This is a genomic window from Odoribacter sp. AF15-53, assembly GCF_003479425.1.
GTDB lineage: Bacteria > Bacteroidota > Bacteroidia > Bacteroidales > Marinifilaceae > Butyricimonas.
Map to the genome: position 1 here is coordinate 191588 of NZ_QUHC01000006.1, position 22673 is coordinate 214260.

14 protein-coding genes are annotated in these 22673 nt (G+C 43.1%); 13 read left to right on the top strand and 1 reads right to left on the bottom strand.

The genetic code is table 11. The features are described 5' to 3' along the window. Positions 1 to 386 precede the first annotated feature (386 nt). A complete protein-coding gene (locus DWW52_RS13925) occupies positions 387 to 1319 on the bottom strand; it encodes an Rpn family recombination-promoting nuclease/putative transposase (RefSeq protein WP_118716113.1) in 933 nt (310 codons plus the stop codon). A gap of 187 nt (positions 1320 to 1506) precedes the next feature. On the opposite strand from DWW52_RS13925, the gene DWW52_RS13930 reads away from it, so the two are divergent. From DWW52_RS13930 to DWW52_RS13990, 13 genes are all read left to right on the top strand, one after another. Further along, the gene (locus DWW52_RS13930; protein WP_118716114.1) at positions 1507 to 2766 is read left to right on the top strand and encodes an aspartate kinase; all 1260 of its coding nucleotides are present in this window, start codon (positions 1507 to 1509) and stop codon (positions 2764 to 2766) included. Positions 2767 to 2785: 19 nt separating this feature from the next. Continuing rightward, the gene (locus DWW52_RS13935; RefSeq protein ID WP_118716115.1) at positions 2786 to 3940 is read left to right on the top strand and encodes a glycosyltransferase family 2 protein; all 1155 of its coding nucleotides are present in this window, start codon (positions 2786 to 2788) and stop codon (positions 3938 to 3940) included. A 24-nt stretch (positions 3941 to 3964) separates the two neighbouring features. After that, positions 3965 to 5680 carry a hypothetical protein gene (locus tag DWW52_RS13940; RefSeq protein WP_118716116.1) on the top strand — a complete coding sequence of 572 codons (1716 nt, stop codon included), beginning with the start codon at positions 3965 to 3967 and terminating at the stop codon, positions 5678 to 5680. Between the two features lie 347 nt (positions 5681 to 6027). After that, positions 6028 to 9456 (top strand): isoleucine--tRNA ligase, encoded by a 3429-nt coding sequence (gene ileS, locus DWW52_RS13945; RefSeq protein WP_118716174.1) that lies wholly within the window; start codon positions 6028 to 6030, stop codon positions 9454 to 9456. Between the two features lie 95 nt (positions 9457 to 9551). After that, positions 9552 to 9932, top strand: coding sequence for a TraR/DksA C4-type zinc finger protein (locus DWW52_RS13950; RefSeq protein WP_018338122.1), 381 nt, complete (start codon positions 9552 to 9554; stop codon positions 9930 to 9932). A 44-nt stretch (positions 9933 to 9976) separates the two neighbouring features. Then, the gene (locus DWW52_RS13955) at positions 9977 to 10588 is read left to right on the top strand and encodes a lipoprotein signal peptidase (RefSeq protein WP_118716117.1); all 612 of its coding nucleotides are present in this window, start codon (positions 9977 to 9979) and stop codon (positions 10586 to 10588) included. Positions 10589 to 10742: 154 nt separating this feature from the next. Beyond that, the gene (locus DWW52_RS13960) at positions 10743 to 12767 is read left to right on the top strand and encodes a thioredoxin family protein (protein WP_233556915.1); all 2025 of its coding nucleotides are present in this window, start codon (positions 10743 to 10745) and stop codon (positions 12765 to 12767) included. A 215-nt stretch (positions 12768 to 12982) separates the two neighbouring features. Next, complete coding sequence (locus DWW52_RS13965; protein ID WP_118716118.1) at positions 12983 to 13555, top strand: RNA polymerase sigma factor; 573 nt, start codon at positions 12983 to 12985, stop codon at positions 13553 to 13555. 201 nt (positions 13556 to 13756) lie between these two features. Then, entirely contained in the window at positions 13757 to 14905 is a 1149-nt protein-coding gene (locus DWW52_RS13970; protein ID WP_118716119.1) for a FecR family protein, read from the top strand. A gap of 100 nt (positions 14906 to 15005) precedes the next feature. After that, positions 15006 to 18359 carry a SusC/RagA family TonB-linked outer membrane protein gene (locus DWW52_RS13975; RefSeq protein WP_233556917.1) on the top strand — a complete coding sequence of 1118 codons (3354 nt, stop codon included), beginning with the start codon at positions 15006 to 15008 and terminating at the stop codon, positions 18357 to 18359. Between the two features lie 11 nt (positions 18360 to 18370). Continuing rightward, positions 18371 to 19849, top strand: coding sequence for a RagB/SusD family nutrient uptake outer membrane protein (locus tag DWW52_RS13980; RefSeq protein WP_118716120.1), 1479 nt, complete (start codon positions 18371 to 18373; stop codon positions 19847 to 19849). A gap of 11 nt (positions 19850 to 19860) precedes the next feature. Further along, on the top strand, positions 19861 to 20694 hold the full coding sequence (locus DWW52_RS13985) for a DUF4843 domain-containing protein (RefSeq protein ID WP_118716121.1): 834 nt from the start codon (positions 19861 to 19863) through the stop codon (positions 20692 to 20694). Positions 20695 to 20715: 21 nt separating this feature from the next. Next, positions 20716 to 22323, top strand: coding sequence for a PKD-like family lipoprotein (locus DWW52_RS13990; protein ID WP_118716122.1), 1608 nt, complete (start codon positions 20716 to 20718; stop codon positions 22321 to 22323). Positions 22324 to 22673 lie beyond the last annotated feature (350 nt).

Below are 22673 nucleotides of genomic sequence, written 5' to 3' on the forward strand. Positions count from 1 at the left end.
CCTTTCCAGATTTATTTATTAAACACCAAACACTTAACAGTGCACACACTTAAAATAAAAAATATTATCTAACGATCCTTTTATTGTATCCATAAATTTACTCTCTGGACAACAAACCCCATTTTTCATTTCTCGTTAATTATTAAACACTTACGTGATTTGATAATTTTATCATGAGCATTTATATTGACTAATCAAAAAAGGATCGTTTATTGGAGTTTAAATTTAGACAATTAAATCAAAAAAATCAATGAAAAAGCTACATTATTATCTTTATCGCCCCAAGAAAACCTATTTTACTCATTTCTCCTTGACAATAAATATCCTATAAAACAAAAACTCCCGCTTTGGTGGGAGTTTTTTTATATCTTACAATTGCTAATCCTTTACAAGGAGTCAATATCTTCTCGTGTTATCCCGGTAAGTTCCATGATATCTGCCATAGACATTCCCTTTAATTTCAATTTTCGAGCGATATCTAATGCCTTTTCTTTTTCTCCTTCAGCCTTCCCCTCTATCATTCCTTCCATTTTTCCTTCAGCTTTTCCTTCAGCTTTCCCCTCAGCTTTCCCCTCAAGTAATCCTTCTAATTTAGCCGTACTTAACACATCATTCTGAATCATAATCGCATCTACATGACGGTCATAGGCTTCACGCTCGGCTGTGTCCATGTTATAATAGACCAACTTTTGGCGAGCCTCGCTCAACCCAGGGGCTTTCGTGTCAGGACGGATATGACCATTCTTCAGGTAATCAATCCACTCTTCCAACGGGGTCATGGCCACTTTATCAAATTCATTTACGCGAATCAAGAAATATTCGGGAAAAATCTCGGACGGAAGTCTACGCACGATGACATCCTTCTCCTTGGCCGTCACCTGCAAAAAATCACCCGTGTGAACCCCAACAAAAGAGTTCTGCCCGTGATACAAATAATCATCACCTTTGCCAATATCAAAATACAAGATACTGATAGAGTAGATTTTTTTTACCTCGGAATAAATATGTCCCAATTCGATATGCTCCGTGATAGCTTTCGCTACTCCATATAGAATCCGTTCAAGATAATACAATTCACGAGTAATCTGTATTTCGACGATAATGATTTCATCATCACTATCACGGGCCTTGACATCCACGCGATTGAACTTATCATTCTCATCTTGTTGGTTACCCTCGCTTTCAAGAATGTCAATAATACGAATCTTCCTGCCAAGCAACACAGTGAGAAGCCCTTCCAGTACTCCAAAATTTGCCTTATTTCTTAGCAGGCGCTTAATCGCCCAGTCGAAACGAATATATCTATCTTTGATGTCCATAAGTGGAATATTTTAATACACTTCTTACAAAGGTAGAATTATTTTTCCACTTTCTAATTCCTTTCGTCATTTCATTTCAGTATTAACATGCTAAAACGCATTAACCTTGAACGATCACTCATCTTATTTTGTATTTTACAATTTAAGATATACTTTTGTTTTGTGTTACTCGTTAATAAGAACTTACATGAAAGTATTCAAATTCGGAGGCGCTTCCGTGAAAGACGCCGCGGGAGTGAAAAACCTCTCTTCTATCGTACACCATCAACACGGGCAGTTGGTCGTGGTCGTTTCCGCCATGGGCAAAACCACGAATTTACTGGAAACGCTATGTAACGCTTATTTCCACAAAGACCCGAAAGTCGCTTCTATCATGAAGGAACTAAAAAGCTTTCATTTGGCGATTGTCGATTCGTTATTCCCGTTAAATGATGAAGTCTACAAGCACCTGGAGGAGTTATTCACAAATCTGGAAAACATTCTATCAAGTGAATCCTCACTATGCTACGATTATGAATACGATCGTATCATCTGTTTCGGAGAATTAATTTCCACGACAATCATTTCCGATTACTTGAAAATGGAAGGTATCGACAATCAATTCATTGACATCCGGAAATACTTGAAAACCGATCAGAATTACCGGAATGCCAACATTGACCTGGAACTCTCCGGACAGCTCTGCCGGGAAGCCTTTGACTTCAACACGGCTCCCGTATTCGTAACCCAAGGTTTCATCGCCGGAACCCGCACCAACCAAACCACCACTCTGGGACGCGAGGGATCGGATTACACGGCAGCCCTTCTGGCTAACCTGTTAAATGCCGAGGATGTAACCATTTGGAAAGACGTACCCGGCGTGATGAACGCGGACCCGAAAGAATACGACAAAGCACAAGTGATCAGCCGAATGTCATACAAGGAAGCCATCGAGCTATCCCATTTCGGGGCGAAGGTTATTCACCCGAAAACGATAAAACCGATCCAGAACAAACAGATTCCTCTCTACGTGAGATCATTCTTACATCCGGAATCCACGGGAACCGTGATTCAAGAGATCGACGAACATCTGAAATTACCCCCGATCTATATCAACAAAGCAAACCAATGCCTGTTGACTCTCACGCCAAGAGATTTTTCCTTTATCGCGGAAGAAAAATTAAGTCATATTTTTGCCATTCTGGCACAATATAAATTGAAATTGAACCTGATGCAAAATTCTGCTATCAGCTTCTCGTTTTGCATCGACTGCAACAGTGCTGTCTTCAACACATTTCTGGAACAACTCCAGGAAGAATTCGAAGTCCGATACAACCAGAACGTGAAATTAATCACGATTCGCCATTATAACGACGAGATCATCCGGGAGATCATTGGCGACTCCCCCACACTGGTAGAACAACGCAGCCGGACAACGGCCCAATTCGTGTTAAGAAACCATATTTAGTAATCAATCTTCCCCGACCATGGAGCAAGAAATACTGTTAACCGTACTGATGCCCTGTCTTAACGAGGCAGAAACATTAGCAACCTGCATCACGAAAGCCCAAAAAAGCATCGCCGAGTTACAAATTTCAGGGGAAGTGTTGATTGCCGACAACGGAAGCACGGACGGCTCTCAACAGATAGCCCGAGAACACGGTGCCCGCGTCGTGGACATTCCCGAAAAAGGATACGGGAGCGCGTTGATCGGGGGAATTCATGCTGCAAAAGGAAAGTACATCATCATGGGGGATGCTGACGACAGTTATGATTTCCTGTCGCTCAGGCCTTTTGTCGAGAAACTGGAAGAAGGTTACGAGCTTGTCATGGGGAATCGCTTCAAAGGAGGTATCGCCAAAGGCGCCATGCCCCCGTTGCACCGATATCTCGGCAACCCGGTTTTATCGGGCATCGGGCGGATACTGTACAGAAGCGACATCGGGGATTTCCACTGTGGCTTACGAGGTTTCCGCAAGGAAAGCATCGAATCCTTGCACCTCATCACCACGGGAATGGAATTCGCCAGCGAAATGGTCGTGAAATCCACGATAAACCATTTACGCATCACGGAAGTCCCGACCACCCTTTCCCCGGACGGGCGTAACCGGGCTCCCCATTTACGCAGTTGGCATGACGGTTGGAGACACCTGAAATTTTTACTTATCTATTGCCCGAAATGGTTATTCCTCTACCCGGGGATTTTCCTGACAATCCTCGGCCTGATCATACTCTGCACACTCTCTATCGGGCCGATCCATATTCATGATATCACGCTGGACATTCATACCATGCTGTACGGGGCCATGTTCACGATCCTCGGCGTACAGATCATCGCGACCGCACTCTTCACCCAAACTTACGCCACGAATTCGGGAATGATGCCGGCAGAAAACAACAAGAGTAAAATTCTCAGTAAATTTACCCTGGAAAAAGGATTAGTTATTGGTTCCATCATGATCGCATTAGGAATCATCGGTTCAATATTAGCCGTAAGAGTATGGGGTACACACGCTTTCGGCCCGCTAATCCCGTCCCAGACCATGCGGCTCACCATCCCGTCGGTCACCTTGCTAATACTCGGATTACAATTCATATTTTCCAGTTTTTTCCTGCATATTCTCAACATCAAGCACAAATAAAATATACCCATAAATTACCGGCACATGAGTACAAATACATTCTACACGAAATATTTGAATAACAAGAACCTTACATATCTATGCCTGGCAATTATCATTTGTTCTTTCATCATTAATTATTTGAATATATTTGATTTCAAACCGGACTTGAACGGGGACAACGTCTATTATTACGCTCTCGGCAGAGCCCTAGCCGCAGGAAAAGGCTACACGGATATCATATTTTTTGAAGAGACTCCCCACTCCCATTTCCCCCCGGGATATCCCCTGTTTAACGCGGGAATCATGCTTTTCACCCATTCCTACTCGGCTTTAAAAATCGCGAACGGCGTGTTATTCGGGTTATCCATTTTACTTCTTTTCTTCCTCACGAAGAAGCTTTCCGGCAATTTATTACTCGCTTTGTCAACCTGCTTGTTGTGCTGTATGCAACAGGCTCTATTACGTTACTCCACGATCGTGATGAGCGAAATGTTATTCACGTTTCTCACGATCGGGGTTCTGTACCTGATCTCGCTTATCAATACGGATCACCTGTTCGACAAGCATCGCCCCCGCTCTCAAATCATTTACTTTATTTTAATGATTATCGGCTTGAATTACATCTATTTCGTCCGGACCATGGGTACCTCTATCATTCTTGCTGTTATTATTTACTTCGGAATTATTTGCATAAAAAAAAGTATCACCTTTTTTAAAAGTAAACGCACGCATGCAGATCTTTCCCAACAGATAAAAAACAAACAGGCTCTATTCAGTCACCTGATCATTTTAGGCATTGTCATCGTGTCCTTCGCCGGGGCAAAAACCGCATGGGATATGCGCAACAAAAGTATCGGTGTCACCGGAAGCGACTACCTTAAAGACTTCAAAAAGAAGCCTAAAGGCGAAACCATGACCACATTCTCGGACTGGACCGAACGCGTTGAAAACAACTTAACCAGTTACGTGGGCAAATGGATTCCCTCGGCAATCGTGTCTGATAACCCGGAATTAGAACAATCCGTGACCCGTTCCGGCATTATCCAAGGGATCTGCATCTTGGCCATCGTTCTTCTCGGGTTAATCACGCTGAAAAAACTGCAACTCCTTTTATTCCTGTACATCGGTATCACCATGGCGGTACTTATGGTCTGGCCGGAACAATACGGGGGACATCGCTATTTCATCGGAATTATCCCCCTGTTCATTTTCCTGTTCTTGAACGGTTGCCTCGAACTTATAAATTTCATCACGAAAAAAATGCCTCTCGCCAAGTACCAACAACTCATTCCTGCGGGAGGCCTGATCCTGCTTCTTGTTTTTTTCATGTTCCCGCACTACTCGAAAGCCTTGAAGCCCCAACAGAACTTCGCAACATTCAGGCAATGGAACGAAAGAATTGCGGATCCCGCTTTCATCGAATACATTTATGCCATTGACTGGTGTAAGAAAAATCTACCCGAAGATGCTCGTATCGCTTGCCGGAAGCCGGAGCTTTTCTATCTCTTCTCCGGGGGCCGGAAGTCTACTTCTTTCCCCCAGTATGCAAAGCCGGAAGAACTTTTCGAACGATTCAAGAAACAACAAATTTCCCACGTGATCATCGACCGATGGTTCCGTCACGGGTATGTCACCGTTTATCCCATGGTCAAACAATACCCGGATCATTTCAGGCCACTTATCCAAGTTGGTAAAAACACGGCCAAACAACTCCCGACACTCGTGTTTCAATTTTTCCCGAACGCGGAAAAGAAATAATGCTCCTATTTTATAAGTTATCCAAAGGTAATAATAGGGTAATAATATCCCTCTCTCGTAGCACCCCCGAAGCTTCCCCGAAGCTCCATCATCTGGCGGTGGAGAAGCTTTGAGGATGCTTCGAGGAAGCTACGAAGGAGGGGTAGGATTACCCTAGTTACACGAGAGGATTACTATTGAATTACCATAAATCCCCCCCTGCCTCCTTTGAAAAATCCCGCACATACAACTTAAAATCACTTGATGTAAATTCAATTCTATCAATAGATAGAAATGAGAAAAAAATGGTATATTTGCAACTTGATTTTAAAAACGTGCAAATTAGTAATCTTAAAGTAAGAGTCACGATGGACAAAAAATTCCAAGAGTACAAAGGTTTGGATCTCTCTCAGGTAAATAAAGAAGTTCTGAAGGAGTGGGAAACAAACAACACATTCGAGCAAAGCTTGAAGATTCGAGAGGGGCATCCCTCGTTTGTCTTTTTCGAAGGTCCCCCTTCGGCAAACGGAATGCCGGGTATTCACCACGTAATGGCTAGAACTATTAAGGATATTATTTGCAGATACAAGACTTTACAAGGATTTCTCGTAGAACGGAAAGCGGGATGGGATACCCACGGGTTACCCGTTGAATTAGGTGTGGAAAAGAAACTCGGTATCACGAAAGAAAATATCGGGAAAACTATATCCGTGGCCGATTATAACAAAGAATGCCGCGCAGACGTGATGAAGTTCACCCAAGAATGGGAAGATTTAACGAACAAAATGGGATACTGGGTAGACATGAGCAACCCGTATATCACGTATGACAATCGTTATATCGAAACCCTTTGGTACTTGTTAAAACAATTATACAACAAAGGTTTCCTCTACAAAGGATACACGATACAACCCTATTCTCCCGCCGCGGGAACAGGCTTGAGCACCCACGAGTTGAACCAGCCGGGATGTTACCGGGATGTGAAAGACACGACTTGCGTGGCTCAATTCAAAGTCGTTCGGGATGAAAAATCCGAGAAATTATTCGCTCACAGTGATGAAGTTTACTTCACCGCGTGGACGACTACCCCGTGGACATTACCATCCAACACGGCATTGGCTGTCGGGCCGAATATCACGTACCTGGAAGTGAAGACATACAACCCTTACACGTTCCGTCCGGTAACCCTGATTCTGGCCAAAGACCGTTTCAGCGCTTATTTTAATAAAAAAGCGGAAGATATCGCCTTGGCAGATTACAAGGAAGGTGATAAACTAATCCCCTATCAGGTGATTGCCGAATACAAAGGGACCGAACTGGAGGGTATGCGCTACGAGCAACTTTTACCCTGGATGAAGCCCGTGGGCGACGCGTTCCGGGTAATTCTCGGTGATTACGTGAGCACGGAAGACGGTACCGGAATCGTGCATATCGCGCCGACCTTCGGGGCGGATGACGACCGGGTAGCCAAAGTTGCGGGGATCGCCCCCATGCTACTTCTTGATAAAGAAGGAAATAAACAACCCATGGTCGACAAACGCGGACGGTTGTTCCTGCCGGACGATATCGACCCAGAATTCCTGAAAAACAATGTCAACATGGACTTGTACTGTGAATTCGCCGGACGTTTCGTGAAGAATGCTTACGATCCGACCCTGACGGAAAATGACACGACACTCGATATTGACCTGAGCATCCTGTTAAAACGGGAAAACAAAGCGTTTAAGGTTGAAAAACACGAACATAATTACCCGCATTGCTGGAGAACCGATAAACCGGTACTTTACTACCCGTTGGATTCCTGGTTTATCAAAACAACTGCCGTACGGGACCGCATGATCGAGTTGAACAAAACGATCAACTGGAAACCAGCCAGCACGGGTGAAGGCCGTTTTGGTAAATGGCTGGAGAATCTGGTAGACTGGAACCTTTCGCGTTCTCGTTACTGGGGTACACCCCTCCCGATATGGGTCAGCGAGGACGGTTTGGAGAAAAAATGTATCGGTTCGGTACAGGAATTAGTGGAAGAAGTCGAAAAAGCCATAGAGGCAGGCGTGATGACCGAAAACCCGTTCAAGGATTTCAAGGTAGGCGATTACTCTAAAGAAAACTACGAGAAAATCGACCTGCATCGCCCGTATGTGGATAATATTATACTGGTATCCCCCACGGGACAACGGATGATTCGCGAAAAAGACCTGATCGACGTCTGGTTTGACTCGGGAGCTATGCCTTACGCTCAAGTACACTACCCGTTCGAGAATAAAGAACTGATCGACAACCGGACCCATTTCCCGGCCGATTTCATCGCCGAGGGAGTGGATCAAACCCGCGGTTGGTTCTTCACGTTGCATGCTATCGCCACGATGGTATTCGACTCCGTGGCCTTCAAAAATATTATTTCCAACGGATTGGTTCTTGATGCCAAAGGAAACAAGATGTCCAAACGTTGGGGAAATGCCGTTGATCCTTTCGACACGATCGAGAAACAAGGTTCCGACCCGCTACGCTGGTACATGATCACGAACTCTCAACCGTGGGATAACCTGAAATTCGATATCACCGGGGTGGAAGAAGTAAAACGTAAATTCTTCGGAACGTTATATAACACGTACGGATTCTTTGCCTTGTACGCCAATATTGATAAATTCTCGTACGCGGAACCGGAAGTTCCGTTTAACGAAAGACCGGAAATCGACCGCTGGATTCTTTCCCTGCTCAACAGCTTGATCAAGGAAGTAACCGAGGCTTACGAGAAATTCGAACCGACACGTGCAGGACGGGCAATACAGGAGTTCGTGATCGAGAACTTGTCGAACTGGTACGTGCGTCTTTCCCGTAAACGTTACTGGGGAGGCGAACAAACGAAAGACAAGCTGTCGGCTTACCAGACGTTATATACCTGTTTGGAAACCGTGGCCATATTGTCGTCCCCGATCGCCCCGTTCTACATGGATCGCTTGTTCAAAGATCTGAATAACGTGACTGGACGCTACACCGTGGACGTGCATTTGGTGAATTTCCCGGTTGCCAACGAATCCATGATCGACAAGCAATTGGAAGAGCGCATGAACATGGCTCAACAAATATCTTCCATGGTACTTGGCCTGAGACGTAAGGTTCAAATCCGTGTAAGACAACCGTTGTGCAAACTGTTGATCCCGATCTTGAACGAAGATATGACCATCCAATTGGATGCCGTGAAAAACATCATCCTGTCGGAGGTGAACGTGAAAGAGATCGAGTATATCACCGATACCGCAGGTATATTGATCAAGAAGATCAAACCGAACTTCAAGACATTAGGCCCAAAATACGGTAAATACATGAAACAGATTTCCGCTCTCGTGGCCGAAATGAACCAAAATGATATTTACAATTTCGAAAAACAAGGAACTTATTCTTTGCAGATTGGAACGGAAACTTTGGAATTGACACTGGAAGACGTGGAAATACTCTCGGAAGACATACCGGGTTGGCTCGTGGCTAACGAAGGACGTCTTACCGTGGCTCTGGATATCAATATCACGAAAGAATTGCGTGAAGAAGGTATCGCCAGGGAGTTGATCAACCGGATTCAAAACCTGAGAAAAGAAAGTAATTTTAACGTGACGGACAAAATTGATCTCCGCATCGGAAAACACAAAGAGATCAACGAGGCTGTCGAGAACTTTAAGGCATATATCGCCAGTCAGGTTCTGGCAGAGAGCGTTACGCTAGTAGATAAAGCCGAGGGCGATGTCCAGAACATCGAAATCGACGATATACAAACGTTTATTAAAATCCAAAGAATGTAACTTCTATCCCCTGTTACAAGTAAAAGTGGATATTTCCACACAGGAAAGGTTACAAAACGGATTTTTTTATTAACTTAGACAAAAACTTTACAACTATGTCAGAGAAGACGAGATATTCGGACGAAGAGTTACAGGAATTCAAAGAATTGATTCTGGAGAAACTCGAAAAAGCGAAAAGAGATTACGAGGTGCTGAAAGCTTCGATCTCCGGTAGCGACGGGAATGACATTGCCGACACGTCTCCTACTTTCAAAGTATTGGAAGAAGGAGCATCTGTTCTTTCCAAAGAAGAAGCCGGTCGGCTAGCTCAAAGGCAGGCAAAATTTATTGCCCATTTGGAAGCTGCATTAGTTAGAATAGAAAATAAAACTTACGGGATTTGCCGGGTTACCGGGAAACTGATCTCTAAGGAAAGATTACGCGCCGTGCCTCATGCAACATTGAGTATGGACGCGAAAATGGGACAAGACTCTTAATCGCGATGCGATTAAGAGTCCCTTTTAAATTTTAAATATACAGGATGAGCACGCGAAACAAGCTTATTATTTTTATCATCGTTCTTTTGGTTATTGATCAGGTAGTAAAAATCTGGATCAAAACTCACATGATGATCGGCGACGAATTCAATGTTTTGGGAGATTGGTTCAAAATTCATTTTATTGAAAACAACGGAATGGCTTTCGGCATGGAACTGGGAGGCGGCAAGTGGGGCAAGACGGTTTTAAGCGTGTTCCGGTTATTCGCAGTCGTAGGTATAGCCTGGTACCTGGGACGTCTCATCAAACAAAAAGCCCCGAAAGGAGTTATTATCTCTTTCGCGCTAATCTTCTGTGGAGCCATTGGTAATATCATTGACAGTGCATTTTATGGGATGATATTCAGTGATAGTTATTCACAAGTAGCTACCATGTTCCCTAAAGGTGGCGGGTATTCTTCTTTCTTACACGGGAAAGTGGTTGACATGCTTTATTTCCCTCTTTATGAAGGATTTTTACCCAAATGGATTCCTATCTGGGGAGGAGATTTCTTCGTATTTTTCCGCCCGGTATTCAACTTGGCCGATTCTTACATCACGATAGGCGTGTTTATTCTATTACTTTTCTATCGGAAGTTCTTTGCAACGAAGAAATAGATATCTTAAAATAAAGTTAAACAAAGGGATGAATCTGCTGAAGATTCATCCCTTTGTCATAAATATAAGTTAATCTGACTTTGACGGTTAACAAGGTTTAAATATGTTTTCTAAATTGCCAAACAATTTACAAAACCCATTTTTAACTGTATTTATGAAAAAAGTTATTATTCTTATTGCCGCCATAGCATTCAGTATCACGGCATTTTGTCAAGGAGGTGTGAATTTCGAACACCTGACATTTGATGAAGCCCTAGCCAAAGCAAAGGCCGAAAACAAGCTTGTATTCATGGATTGTTACACTTCTTGGTGCGGCCCCTGCAAATACATGGCAGAAACTATTTTCCCGCAAGAAAAAGCAGGAGAATTTTTCAACCCTAAATTTATTTCCGTGAAATTCGACATGGAAAAAGGAGAAGGACCGGAATTGGCTAAAAAATTCGGGGTAAGAGCATACCCGACATTCTTTATCATTCGCCCGGACGGAACCGTACAACATACCATTGTCGGTGGTGGAGATTTGGAAGGGTTTATCGCCCGCGTTGAAAGAGGATTGAACGAAAAAACATCCTTGGATTACCTGAACAAGGCGTATGAAAAAGGCAAAATGAATAAAAAACAACTCATGAATTATTCCATCGCCCTACAAGACGCATACGACGAAGCAAAAAGTAAAAAAATTAACACGGAATTAAACGCTGTATTAAAGGATAAAGACAAACTTAAAAAAGATTTCTGGCCGATTTTGGAAAACGACGGTTACGGATCAGAAAATTTCAAATTTGTGGTCAAAAATCTTCCCGCTTTCAGAAAGAATATCGGTAAAGAAAAAGTAGATGCCTATTTGTTCGGAAACTATAGTATGGCTATCGACAACTCAAATCGTGGCCCGGAACCTGCCAAAACACTAGAGCAGATTCGTCAGGATTTATCGACCATCAATTTAGAGAAGAACGACGAACTGATGAGCAAAATAGAATTGGCCCAAGCTATTGCCGATCAAGATGTAGCAAAAATCATCTCTTTCGCAGAACAAGCTGCACAATCCGGAAGTAAAGAAGTTTGGCCCGTTATGAACGCTCTCAATTCGATCAAGAACAAAGCTTCAAAGGAAGAATTAGGTCATATCGCAGAATTAGGCGATAAGTTCATCGCCAACGCTCCCGCACAAGGGAAAGATTACATGGAAAACTTCTTCGAAAGTTTCAAGATTGCCGCTTATACCGGGGTATATTTTCAGGATTTGACTTTCGAACAAGCCTTGGAAAAAGCAAAAAAACTACGTAAAAAAATATTCATCGACTGTTACACTTCTTGGTGTGGTCCTTGCAAATACATGGCGAATACAGTTTTCAAACAAGAAAACGTGGGTGATTTCCTGAACAAGAATTTCATTTGCTTGAAATATGACATGGAAAAAGGCGAAGGACCCGAATTAATGAAAAAATTTGGTGTACGCGCATTCCCGACATTCGTGATTCTTAACCCGGACGGAACAGTTCGTCATAAACTTGTAGGCGGAGGAGAAGGTGAACAATTTATTGAACGCGTGAAAGAAAGTTTCGACGATAATAAAGCTCTAAGCACGTTAACTACAAAATACGAGAACGGAGACCGGGATAAAGCTTTCTTGTTGCAATACACGAAAACATTGAACAGCCTTTATGATGCAACCGCAAAGGATGTTGCCGCCGAATTAATGAATATAGCAACGGATGAAGAAAAATTATCCCCGGATTACTCTTTTATCTTCCTGAGCAGTTCTTTAAGCCCGAAAGATTCGGAAGCTGAAAAATTCTTGTTGGCCAACCGGGAGAAATTCAACACGACCATCGGTAAAGAAAAAGTGGACGGCCGTTTAAGCGAAGGTCTATACAGCGAACTGATGCGTTCTATCGCATCTAAAGGCGAGAATATTGATGCAAAAAGATTGGACGCCATCGGCAAAGAGATTAAAACTTTAAAACTATCGAATGAAAAATCTCTTCTGGCCCTTCAAACTATCGCTAAAGCGGTGAAAGCCGGAAACATCGACCGCTTGTTATCCACTTGCGAAAAGGAACTTTCAAAAATCGATAACAACCAATACGTGGTTTACTACCTCAGTGGTGCTTTCGAGAAAGCCACTAGCGCACAAAAAACTCGCTGGCAGAAAATCATGCAAGGCCAGTCAAAATAATCTGGATAAAACATACAGATAAGACAATCTAAAATAAGACGAGATTCACAATGAATCTCGTCTTATTTATTTTCCACGGGAAAATAATAACTTTAAATACGGAATAAATATAGAATATATAACCATCTTAAAAGATCGTGTGAAGTAAAAAGACAATATTATTTTAAAATGAATTTTATTATTTATATTTGTCTATTGCCCTAAATAAATAGCTTATGAGAAATTTAGATAACGAGATATGTACTCTTTTGAAGCAACATAATGTAGAAGGATTAAAGTTGCTTTTTAGCGTGTATTATCGTCCGTTAGTGCTTTGGGCGGATACCTATTTAAATAATATCGGACACGCGGAAGATGTTGTACAAGAGTTTTTCGTGAAATTATGGGAGAAAAAATTCGGGGATAGATTATCGGCACTCACGTTAAAATCTTATCTTTTTACGGCTGTAAAAAATCAAGCATTGAATGTTCTGGAAAAATTTGACCCGCTAAAAGAGACTTGCGATGTGGCTCTCGTAAATCATTTTCAGGTAGAATACGACGATTTGACGGAAGAATTATTATCCCGCGTAAAGGCTGAAATCAAAAAATTGTCACCCCGGAGCCAAGAAGTGGTAAACGGAGTATACTTGGAAGGTTTGCATTACAAAGAGGTTGCTCAAAAATTAGGAATATCGGTATCAACCGTAAAAACGTTACTTGTCAACGCATTGAAACAATTGAGAACGTCGTGCGAACATATAAATGAAATTTTAACATTCATTTTGTACAAAAAAATCACGATTTGATTCAACCGTTTTTCAATTTTTCCTGTATTATAGGTGCAAAGATGAAAGGAGATGTTATTTAATGATCATTTTATTATATTCATAAATTTGCTTTCCCATCTATAATTTCATTTTCAACATATCGCTAGTTATTAGCTATTTGCACATTCCGATGATCTGATCTTGATCCTTTATATTGACCTATCAATAAAGGATCGTTTTATGATAGACCAAGATGACATCAATTTATTAGACTATATTAGCGGAGAACTTCGTGAGGAAGAGAGAGAAGAGGTCTTGAAATGGATCGAATCGAGTATAGAGAATCGGGTCTATTTTGAACAATTCCGGCAGAATTATTTAAGCATGAGATGGGGTACGAGAAGTTCGCTCGTAAAAGGAGAGTTCCCCCAGATCAAACAACGACTCCAACGGCATAAAATCATGCGTTATATTGCAAGATGTGCTGTTGCAGTGGTCATTCTTTCCGTGGGAGGTCTAGGTGTTCATTCGCTCCGTCAGGAAAGAGAAATTACAACTGTTCAGCAACCCATATCTTCCATCTCCCCGGGTAGTTCACGAGCGTATTTACAATTATCTTCCGGTGAGATTGTTCCCGTTTCAACCGAAGAAAAGATATTGAAAGAAAAAGGAGGAACTTCCATCACGATCAGTAGTGCCGGAGAAGTCCTTTATCATGTCCGAGATAGCCTCGTGGAGGTTGCGGACGAAGTGTTCAATAAATTGATTGTTCCTAGGGGAGGTGAATTTGTCGTGACATTGGACGACGGGACAAGAGTATGGTTAAATTCCGGCACGGAATTTCGCTACCCGACAAATTTCGTCACGGAACAAAGAGAAGTTTATTTAAAAGGGGAAGCCTATTTTGACGTGAAACGCGATACGACTCGTCCTTTTGTCGTCATAGTGAATGATTGCGCGGTCAAAGTGTACGGGACACAATTTAACATCAACACGCATAAAGAAGGAGTAATACAAACCGTACTCGTGTCGGGCAATGTGGCATTTAGGAAAGGAGACGAAGAATTCAGGTTACAGCCCGGAGAAAAAGCCGAATACTGGAAACACGAGGGGAAGGTGGAAGTAAATCAAGTTGACGTGTCTTCTTATATCGCTTGGAAAGATGGGACTTTTATCTTCGAGAACGAGTCACTGGAAGATATCATGAATACGCTTTCCCGATGGTACGACGTGGATGTGTTCTACACGAGTCCGGAAGCAAAGCGAGTTTACCTGACCGGAAAAATGAAGCGTTATAAAGATATTCAGGAGCTCTTGTACTTCTTTGAACGCATCTCCGATGTGAAATTTACAATAAAAGGAAAAGTTATAACAGTGAGTGAAAAATAAGGGATAAAGATGGTGACACATCTTCATCCCCCGAGATCAAAACGAACAGATGGCCATGGAAAAGTCTCTGTTCTAATGTTTAATCCTTAAATGCAAAATTATGAAATCGAAGTGGATTTTTGCCTCGTTGGGGTTTAAAAAATCGAAAATTCTTAGGGTTATGAAATTATTCCCGATCTTCATGTTTCTTCTTGTGTTCGGAGCGACAGCGAAAAGCTTCTCGCAGGAACAACTGGTGTCGCTGAATTTACACCAGTGTGATGTAAGTATGTTGTTTAAAGAGATTTGCAAACAAATCGACCTTCGTTTCGTGTATAACGAAGAACACGTGAAACAATTAGGACGTTTTGACGTGAAGGTTTCCGGTGAAAGCGTTCAGGAAATCCTTCAAAAACTCTTTAAATCAACAAATTTAGAATGTCGTTTTGAAAGCGACGTGATATTTATTACCCCTCGTTCAAAAGCCAGCCTTCCGGTCGATTCGTTGAAAAATGAAGTCCTCCGGGGAAAAGTCTCGGATGAGAAAGGAGGAGGTTTACCGGGCGTAACCGTAATCATGAAGGGAACCACAACTGGTACGGCAACCGATCCGGACGGCCGCTTTACATTGATGCTACCCCGCGATACCGTCACCTTGATGTTTTCATTTATCGGAATGGAAACCAAATTCGTCAAGATTGCCAAATTAAAACCCGGAGAACAACGAAAAGAATTGAGCGTGGTGATGAAAGAAGACAAAGTGGCTTTGGAGGATGTGGTCGTAACCGGAATTTTTACTCGTAAGAAAGAAAGCTTTACCGGTTCCGCATCCACTTACACGGCGACGGAACTAAAAACAATGGGTACGCAAAACATTTTACAGAGCTTGAAAACACTTGACCCGGCTTTCGCAATTCTGGAAGACAATCAGTTCGGATCGGACCCCAATCGACTGCCGAACATGGAAATTCGAGGGAAGTCCAGCATGCTGGGGTTGCGGGATGAACTGGATGCAGACCCCAATCAACCGTTGTTCATCCTCGACGGGTTCGAATCAACATTAGCCGCAATTAATGATCTGGACATCAACCGGGTTGCCTCGATAACCATATTGAAAGACGCAGCATCCACGGCGATCTATGGTTCTAAAGCGGCAAATGGGGTTGTTGTCGTGGAGACAGTAAAACCGGAAGCGGGTAAATTACAGGTAAGCTATAACGGAAACATGAACATTTCCATGCCGGATTTGTCCAGCTACAACCTAATGAACTCAAAAGAAAAGTTGGAATTCGAAAAGTTAGCAGGAAGATACACCCCCTCTTCCTCCACGTCCACGCCGGGAGAAATCGAATTAAATCGTTTATACAACGAAAAACTGAAAATCATCGAGAGCGGCGTGGATACTTACTGGCTGGCAGAACCGTTGCGTACGGGCGTGAATCAGAAGCATTCCTTGTACGTGCAGGGAGGTGAAGGCAACTTCCTTTTTGGTTTGGGTGCCGGGTACAACGGTATCTCCGGTGTGATGAAAAAATCTACCCGGGAAGTGATCAGCGGGAATATTGATTTGATATACCGGATGGAGAAATTCCAGTTCTCCAATAAGTTCTCCATGAGTTCAACACATTTCAAAAACCCGATTGTTTCTTTCCAGACCTATGCAGAAGCGAATCCATACTACAAGAAATATAACGAGTCGGGCATCATTGAAAAATGGCTGGAAAAGAATGATTTCTTCGAAGCCCCGAATCCTTTGTGGAATGACACTCAAAATAGCCGGGACGAGGGGAAAAGTCTTTCTTTGAGCAATTATTTTATTGCCGAATATTTCCCCACGACCGAATGGCGGGTACGGACCCGCATCGGGATCACGTACGGGAATGACGATACGGAGAAATTTTACTCTCCGAATGATACGCGTTATGAAGAGGTCGAAACGATCAAGAAAGGCACGTACAATTCTTCAAATGCTAAATTGAATCAAATAGAGGGCGAACTTAGCGTGACTTATGCCAAAGTGTTGGGCCTGCATCGGATTAATCTGGTCGCCGGGGGAAACATATACAGTAACAAGACATTAACGCAAGGGTATTCCGCACAGGGTTTCCCGGACGGGGATTTTACCTACCCTTCTTTTTCTAACGGTTACCCGGAAAACGGGACTCCTACCTATTATGAATCCGTATCCCGTTCCGTGAATGGTTACTTTAATGCCGGCTATTCTTATGACGATCGTTACTTGATGGATTTCAGTTTACGTACCAGCGGTTCTTCCGTGTTCGGGAGTTCCCGGAAATACAACACGACTTGGTCGGTCGGCTTGGGATGGAATATCCACAAAGAGAAATTCATCATGGATCATATCGCTTGGATCGACATCTTGAAACTACGTGCCTCTATCGGTAATCCCGGTAACCAGAGTTTCGATTCCGCACAAACCCTGTTGACGTATGCCTTCCAGTACGGCTCAATGAATTATTTTGGCTTAGGGGCAACCTTGTCCCAGATCGGTAACGCCGATCTGAAATGGCAGGTCACGGTGGATAAAAACATCGGTATCGACATCACGCTATTGAACAAACGTCTTTCCGTGACAGCCGATTATTATTACAAAGTAACAGATCCTCTTTTAATCAAAGTCAGTACCCCACTCTCTTCCGGGACTCAGACTTACATGACGAATGCCGGGGAACAGGTTTCACAAGGTTTGACTGCATCAATCTCCTATTACATTATTCAGAATTTCGCAGAACGCTTCACTTGGATGGTACGTGCCAACCTGAGAACGCAAAAGGCTCGTATCGACAAGATCGGAAACAAGTTGTCCACGCTCAACGCAAGCGGTAAAGGAGCAAACACGGTGAGATATTATGACGGGGCGGACCCGGATGATATCTGGGCAGTAAAATCCGCGGGAATCGATCCCTCGAACGGGAAAGAGCTGTTTCACGATAAAAACGGGAATTACACCTACGATTTCTCTTATGACGATGAGGTGATTTGCGGAAATACCCGCCCCGACCTGGAAGGCGTGATAGGCACTTCCTTGAATTGGAAGGGATTTTCCGTTACTATGAATTTCCGCTACCAGCTAGGAGCTGATGTCTTTAACAATGCCCTGTATAGCAAAGTGGAGAACATCACAACTAGCGGGTTGAATAAAAACCAAGATAAACGTGCGCTTTACGAGCGGTGGCAAAAAGAGGGCGATATCGTGCGTTTCAAAGATATTGCCAACGCAGCATCAACACCAATGTCTTCCCGTTTCGTACAAAGAGAGAACGTGTTGACCCTCGAATCCTTGTATATCGGGTACGAGTTTTATGACGGCTGGATCAAGAAAATCGGATTTAGTAGTTTGAAAATACAAGCTTCAATGCGGGATGTGTTCCGGGCATCCACGATCAGATCGGAAAGAGGAATTTCTTATCCTTTTGCTAAAAGCTTGGAAGCCGGGTTATCGTTTAATTTTTAATACTCATTCTTATGAAATTACGAGATATACTATTGTTTGGGATTCTGTTGATTATCGGTGCCGGATGCTCTGATTTTCTGGACGTGCAACCCAAGGATAAACAGTCGGAAGAACAACTTTTTGCCACGAGAGGCGGTTTCTACACCGCAACAAATGGCATTTACAACAAAATGGCTTCCTCGTATCTTTACGGGAGTAATCTTTCTTACGGGTTGGTAGATGTGATTTCAAAACGCTATATACCCCTGTCAACGAGTACCTACCTGACAGCTTTGGCCAATTTCAACTACACGGAAAGTACGGTAGAGACACAATTATCGAACACGTGGACGGAAGCGTATAACACGATTCTAAATTGCAACGTGGTGATCGAAAACGTGGATAAAAGTTCGGGGGTATTGACCGAACAAGAGGCAAAGGTGTTAAAAGGGGAAATGTTAGCCGTACGGGCTTTCCTGCATTTTGATATGTTGCGTCTGTTCGGACCCGTATACAAGAACAAGTCGGATGTCGAATCAATACCTTACAACGAATCTTCGAAAATATCAGTATTACCTTTATTGACAGCCGATTCCATCATTCACGATAAGATTTTGAGAGATTTGGACGAGGCCGAAAAATTACTGGAAGGAAATGATCCGATTATCGAGGAAGGACCGATGGCTTCACTCGAAGGCGATCAGGAAGTTTACCTGCGTTACCGTCAGTTACGTTTTAATTATTACGCCGTACAAGCATTGAAAGCGAGGGTTTATTTGTATGCGGGAGATAAGACTAATGCCCTGAATGCAGCCCGCAAACTACTGACCGACACGAAAGTAAGCGAACATTTCCCGGCTGTTGATCCGAACAAACTTCTGGCGAACCAAAGTAACCCGGATCGAGTATTCTCGACAGAAGTACTGACGGGTATTTACAAGAAAAATCGGAAAGACATTTATACCTCTTACTTTGATTCCGAACAAGCCGGGAGTAACTTCCTACAACCTCGGGCAGACTTCGTGGACGGAAGCCTTTTCGCAAACGCAACACAAGATTATCGTTTTCAGACTTGGTGGCAAGTTGCCTCCGGGATCGGGGTGAAAGGACACACGTTCATCAAGTATAAAGGCATCGACAAACCGGATAGCGAGGATGAGGATTCCGAATATTTTTATGCCGTCTTCATGTCTCTGATTCGTTTAAGCGAGATGTATTATATAGCCGCGGAAAGCGAAACCACACTAGTGAATAAATACGGGTGGTTAAACCAGATCCGGGTAAAACGGGGACTACCGGAATTACCCGTGACATCGGAAGACGACTTAATGAAAAACCTGCGTTTCGAGTATTTACGCGAGTTCTTAGGCGAAGGGCAGATATTCTTCATGTACAAAAGATTGTACATCAACATAGATAAAGATGAGAATGGATTTAATACAAGCACCTACGGAGGAACGGAAGCACGTTATGTATTGCCGATGCCTTCAGGTGAGATTGAAAACCGTTAAATGTTTAGATTATGAAATCGAGAATTATATTATTTACAATAGCTTTACTTCTTTCACTTTGGGGATGTGATAAGGAGGAAATTTCAACTTTTACCAGTGATGATGCGGGGATTTATTTTCAACGGGTGACCAGTTACATCTACGGTAGTCCAACGGAATATTACGGGGATTCCATCTCCTATTCCTTTGCATCGGCTAAAGCAACAACCAAGGCTGTCACACTTTCGGCTACAGTACGAACGATGGGCAAAGTAGTCGACTATGACCGTCCTTTCAAAGTAGTGATCGACGAGAAGGGTACAAATGGCATTGAGGGTAAACATTTTGAAGTCAACCTTGACACCGCAGTGGTTCCTGCGGGAAAAAGTACGGCATACGTGCGGGTACGTTTCAACCGGACAGAAGATATGATGGAGAAAGCCGTGCGAGTGGCTCTTCGCTTAGAGGATAACGAATATTTTAAATGTTATCTCCCGGAGTACAAGAACACAAATGCCTACACGGCGACCGGGGCACAGATTCATGGTACCCTGTTTGCCTTCTCTATCAGCGAGATGTACACGGAGCCTGGCTATTGGACGTCATTCGGGGGCGATTTCTTTGGCCCGTGGACATCTAAGAAGTACGTTATTGTGAATCAAGTCTGCGGGTTGACACCTTCGGACTGGAGTCAGGCCGGGTATGCCGGAACGAAAGTACAGTACGGCAGATTCAACTTTTTTGCGCTTTCCGTTCAAAAGTATTTGCAGGAACAAGCTGATGCGGGAACCCCTGTCACGGACATTGACGGGAAATATATGCAGCTCGCCTCCTCTTATTCGGTAGATTACTCTAAATATGAATAACCGCTTAAATCAAGTTACGTCATGAAAATAAATATTTTAGTTTTACTTTTTCTTATTTTCTCTTTTATCGCCTGTTTTGATGATAAGGGGAATTATGATTACCATGAGGTTGCGGAACTTACAATCGAAAATATCCCCGAATTGATAGAGGTATTAGGGAGTTCCGATCACATCATCGTGCAGCCGAAAGTAACCTCTTCCCTGGAGGGAGAGATTACCAATGATAACCCGAATTTTGAATTTACTTATAAATTGGAGAAGAAGTCCGGCGGGATTCTAGCTGATGAGAAATGGGTTAATTTGAACCCGTCAAAATCGTTAGACTTGGATACGTTGGCTTCCTTCCCCGCCGATACCTATATTGTCTGGTTCACCGTCAAGGACATTCGTTCCGGCGTGGAGACATCGACCACGTTTGATGTGAAAGTGACGTCTCCGACCTACGAGGGCTGGATGATTCTCTGCAACGAGGGCAATCAGGAACGGGTACGCATGGATATGATCTCCGTGATCTCGGCTGAGCGGGTTATTCCGGCTTATGACTTGTTGACCCCACTGGGATTACCCGACTTAAAAAAAGCGAACGAAATCGGTTTTTCCACATCGCTTTTTGCAAGTCCCAATGACCAGATTTACGTGATGTCAGAGGAAGGTGCTTATTTAATAGATAGAGAAACTTTTAAAACCGACGAGTCTTGGAATATTTATCTGGTGAGTTTCATTATTCCTCCTACAGAAGGAAACATCGTGAAATACACCTCGTTGAATTCCGGTAGTTCTTACGGTCCCCTTGCTTCTTTTTGTGTTTCCAACACGGGGAACGCTTATGCTCAAATATTAGGTATGGCCGGAGCTGCGTTCGAGTACCCGATAAATACTTCCGTACGGGGTGGAACACCAGAATACAAGGTTGCCCCATACATAGGGATTAGCATGGCTCGACCAGGAAACGGGCAGACTGCATTGTTCTATGACACGGATAACCAACGTTTCGTGGGGTGGAAGTACGGGAATAACGTAGATGCCCGGCAGACACTAACCCCGCTACCTGACCCGGAAAATAAACTATTCAGCTTCCAAACAGGAATGGATTTGATTTACATGGAAAGTACCCGTTATTCCAATGGATTAGTTTATTCCATACTACAGAACGCAAACGGGAAAAGGGTCATTTACGGGATTAACATGTCAGGCAACGGATTCGCACAAGAGTCCAAGTACGAGAATCCAGATGCCCCGGATTTTGATAAAGCGACGGTATTCGCTTTCCACTCGCAGTACCCCTATTTATTCTACGCCGTGGGAAATAAAGTATACCTACATAATCTGGGAACGAACAAGACATACCTCATGAATAATATTACCCTGGGAGATCAAGAAGTTGTTACCCTATTGAAATTCAATTTGTATCAACAAAATTCTCTGTCCGATTTGAACAATCAATCCGATGAGTTTATGGCCCGTCAATACGAATTGATGGTTGGCTCTTACGATTCGAGTATAGACGGGGTGAACGGCGGGAAACTAGGATTCTACCCCGTGGATGGAACCAACAACAGTGTAAGCAAACGCATTGAATATAGTGGTTTTGCCAAAATAAAAGATGTCGTGTATCGTGAAAGACGGTAAATTATTGACTCTTTTCGGGTAATAACCCGGAAAGCGGGGGGCGCCAGATAAAAAAAACTTTGAGGCTCCCCCCAATTTATAAGATACGGATTTAAATCACGAAACTAGAAATCCAGTCCTTTTTTTACTCAGATAAAATCATTCCACTTGAAAAATCCATTTCCCTTGTCCCCAGAAAAAGAGAGTTATTCGTTATAGTCATACAGAAATAAATGGGACTATATGTAAATTTCGAACACATCACTTTCGATAAAGCCCGGGCAACAGATGCCCAAAAGGAACGCTGGGAAAAAGTTATACAAAAAATTCCACAATAATCTTCCATAAAATCAATCACTTTTTCTGAAGCT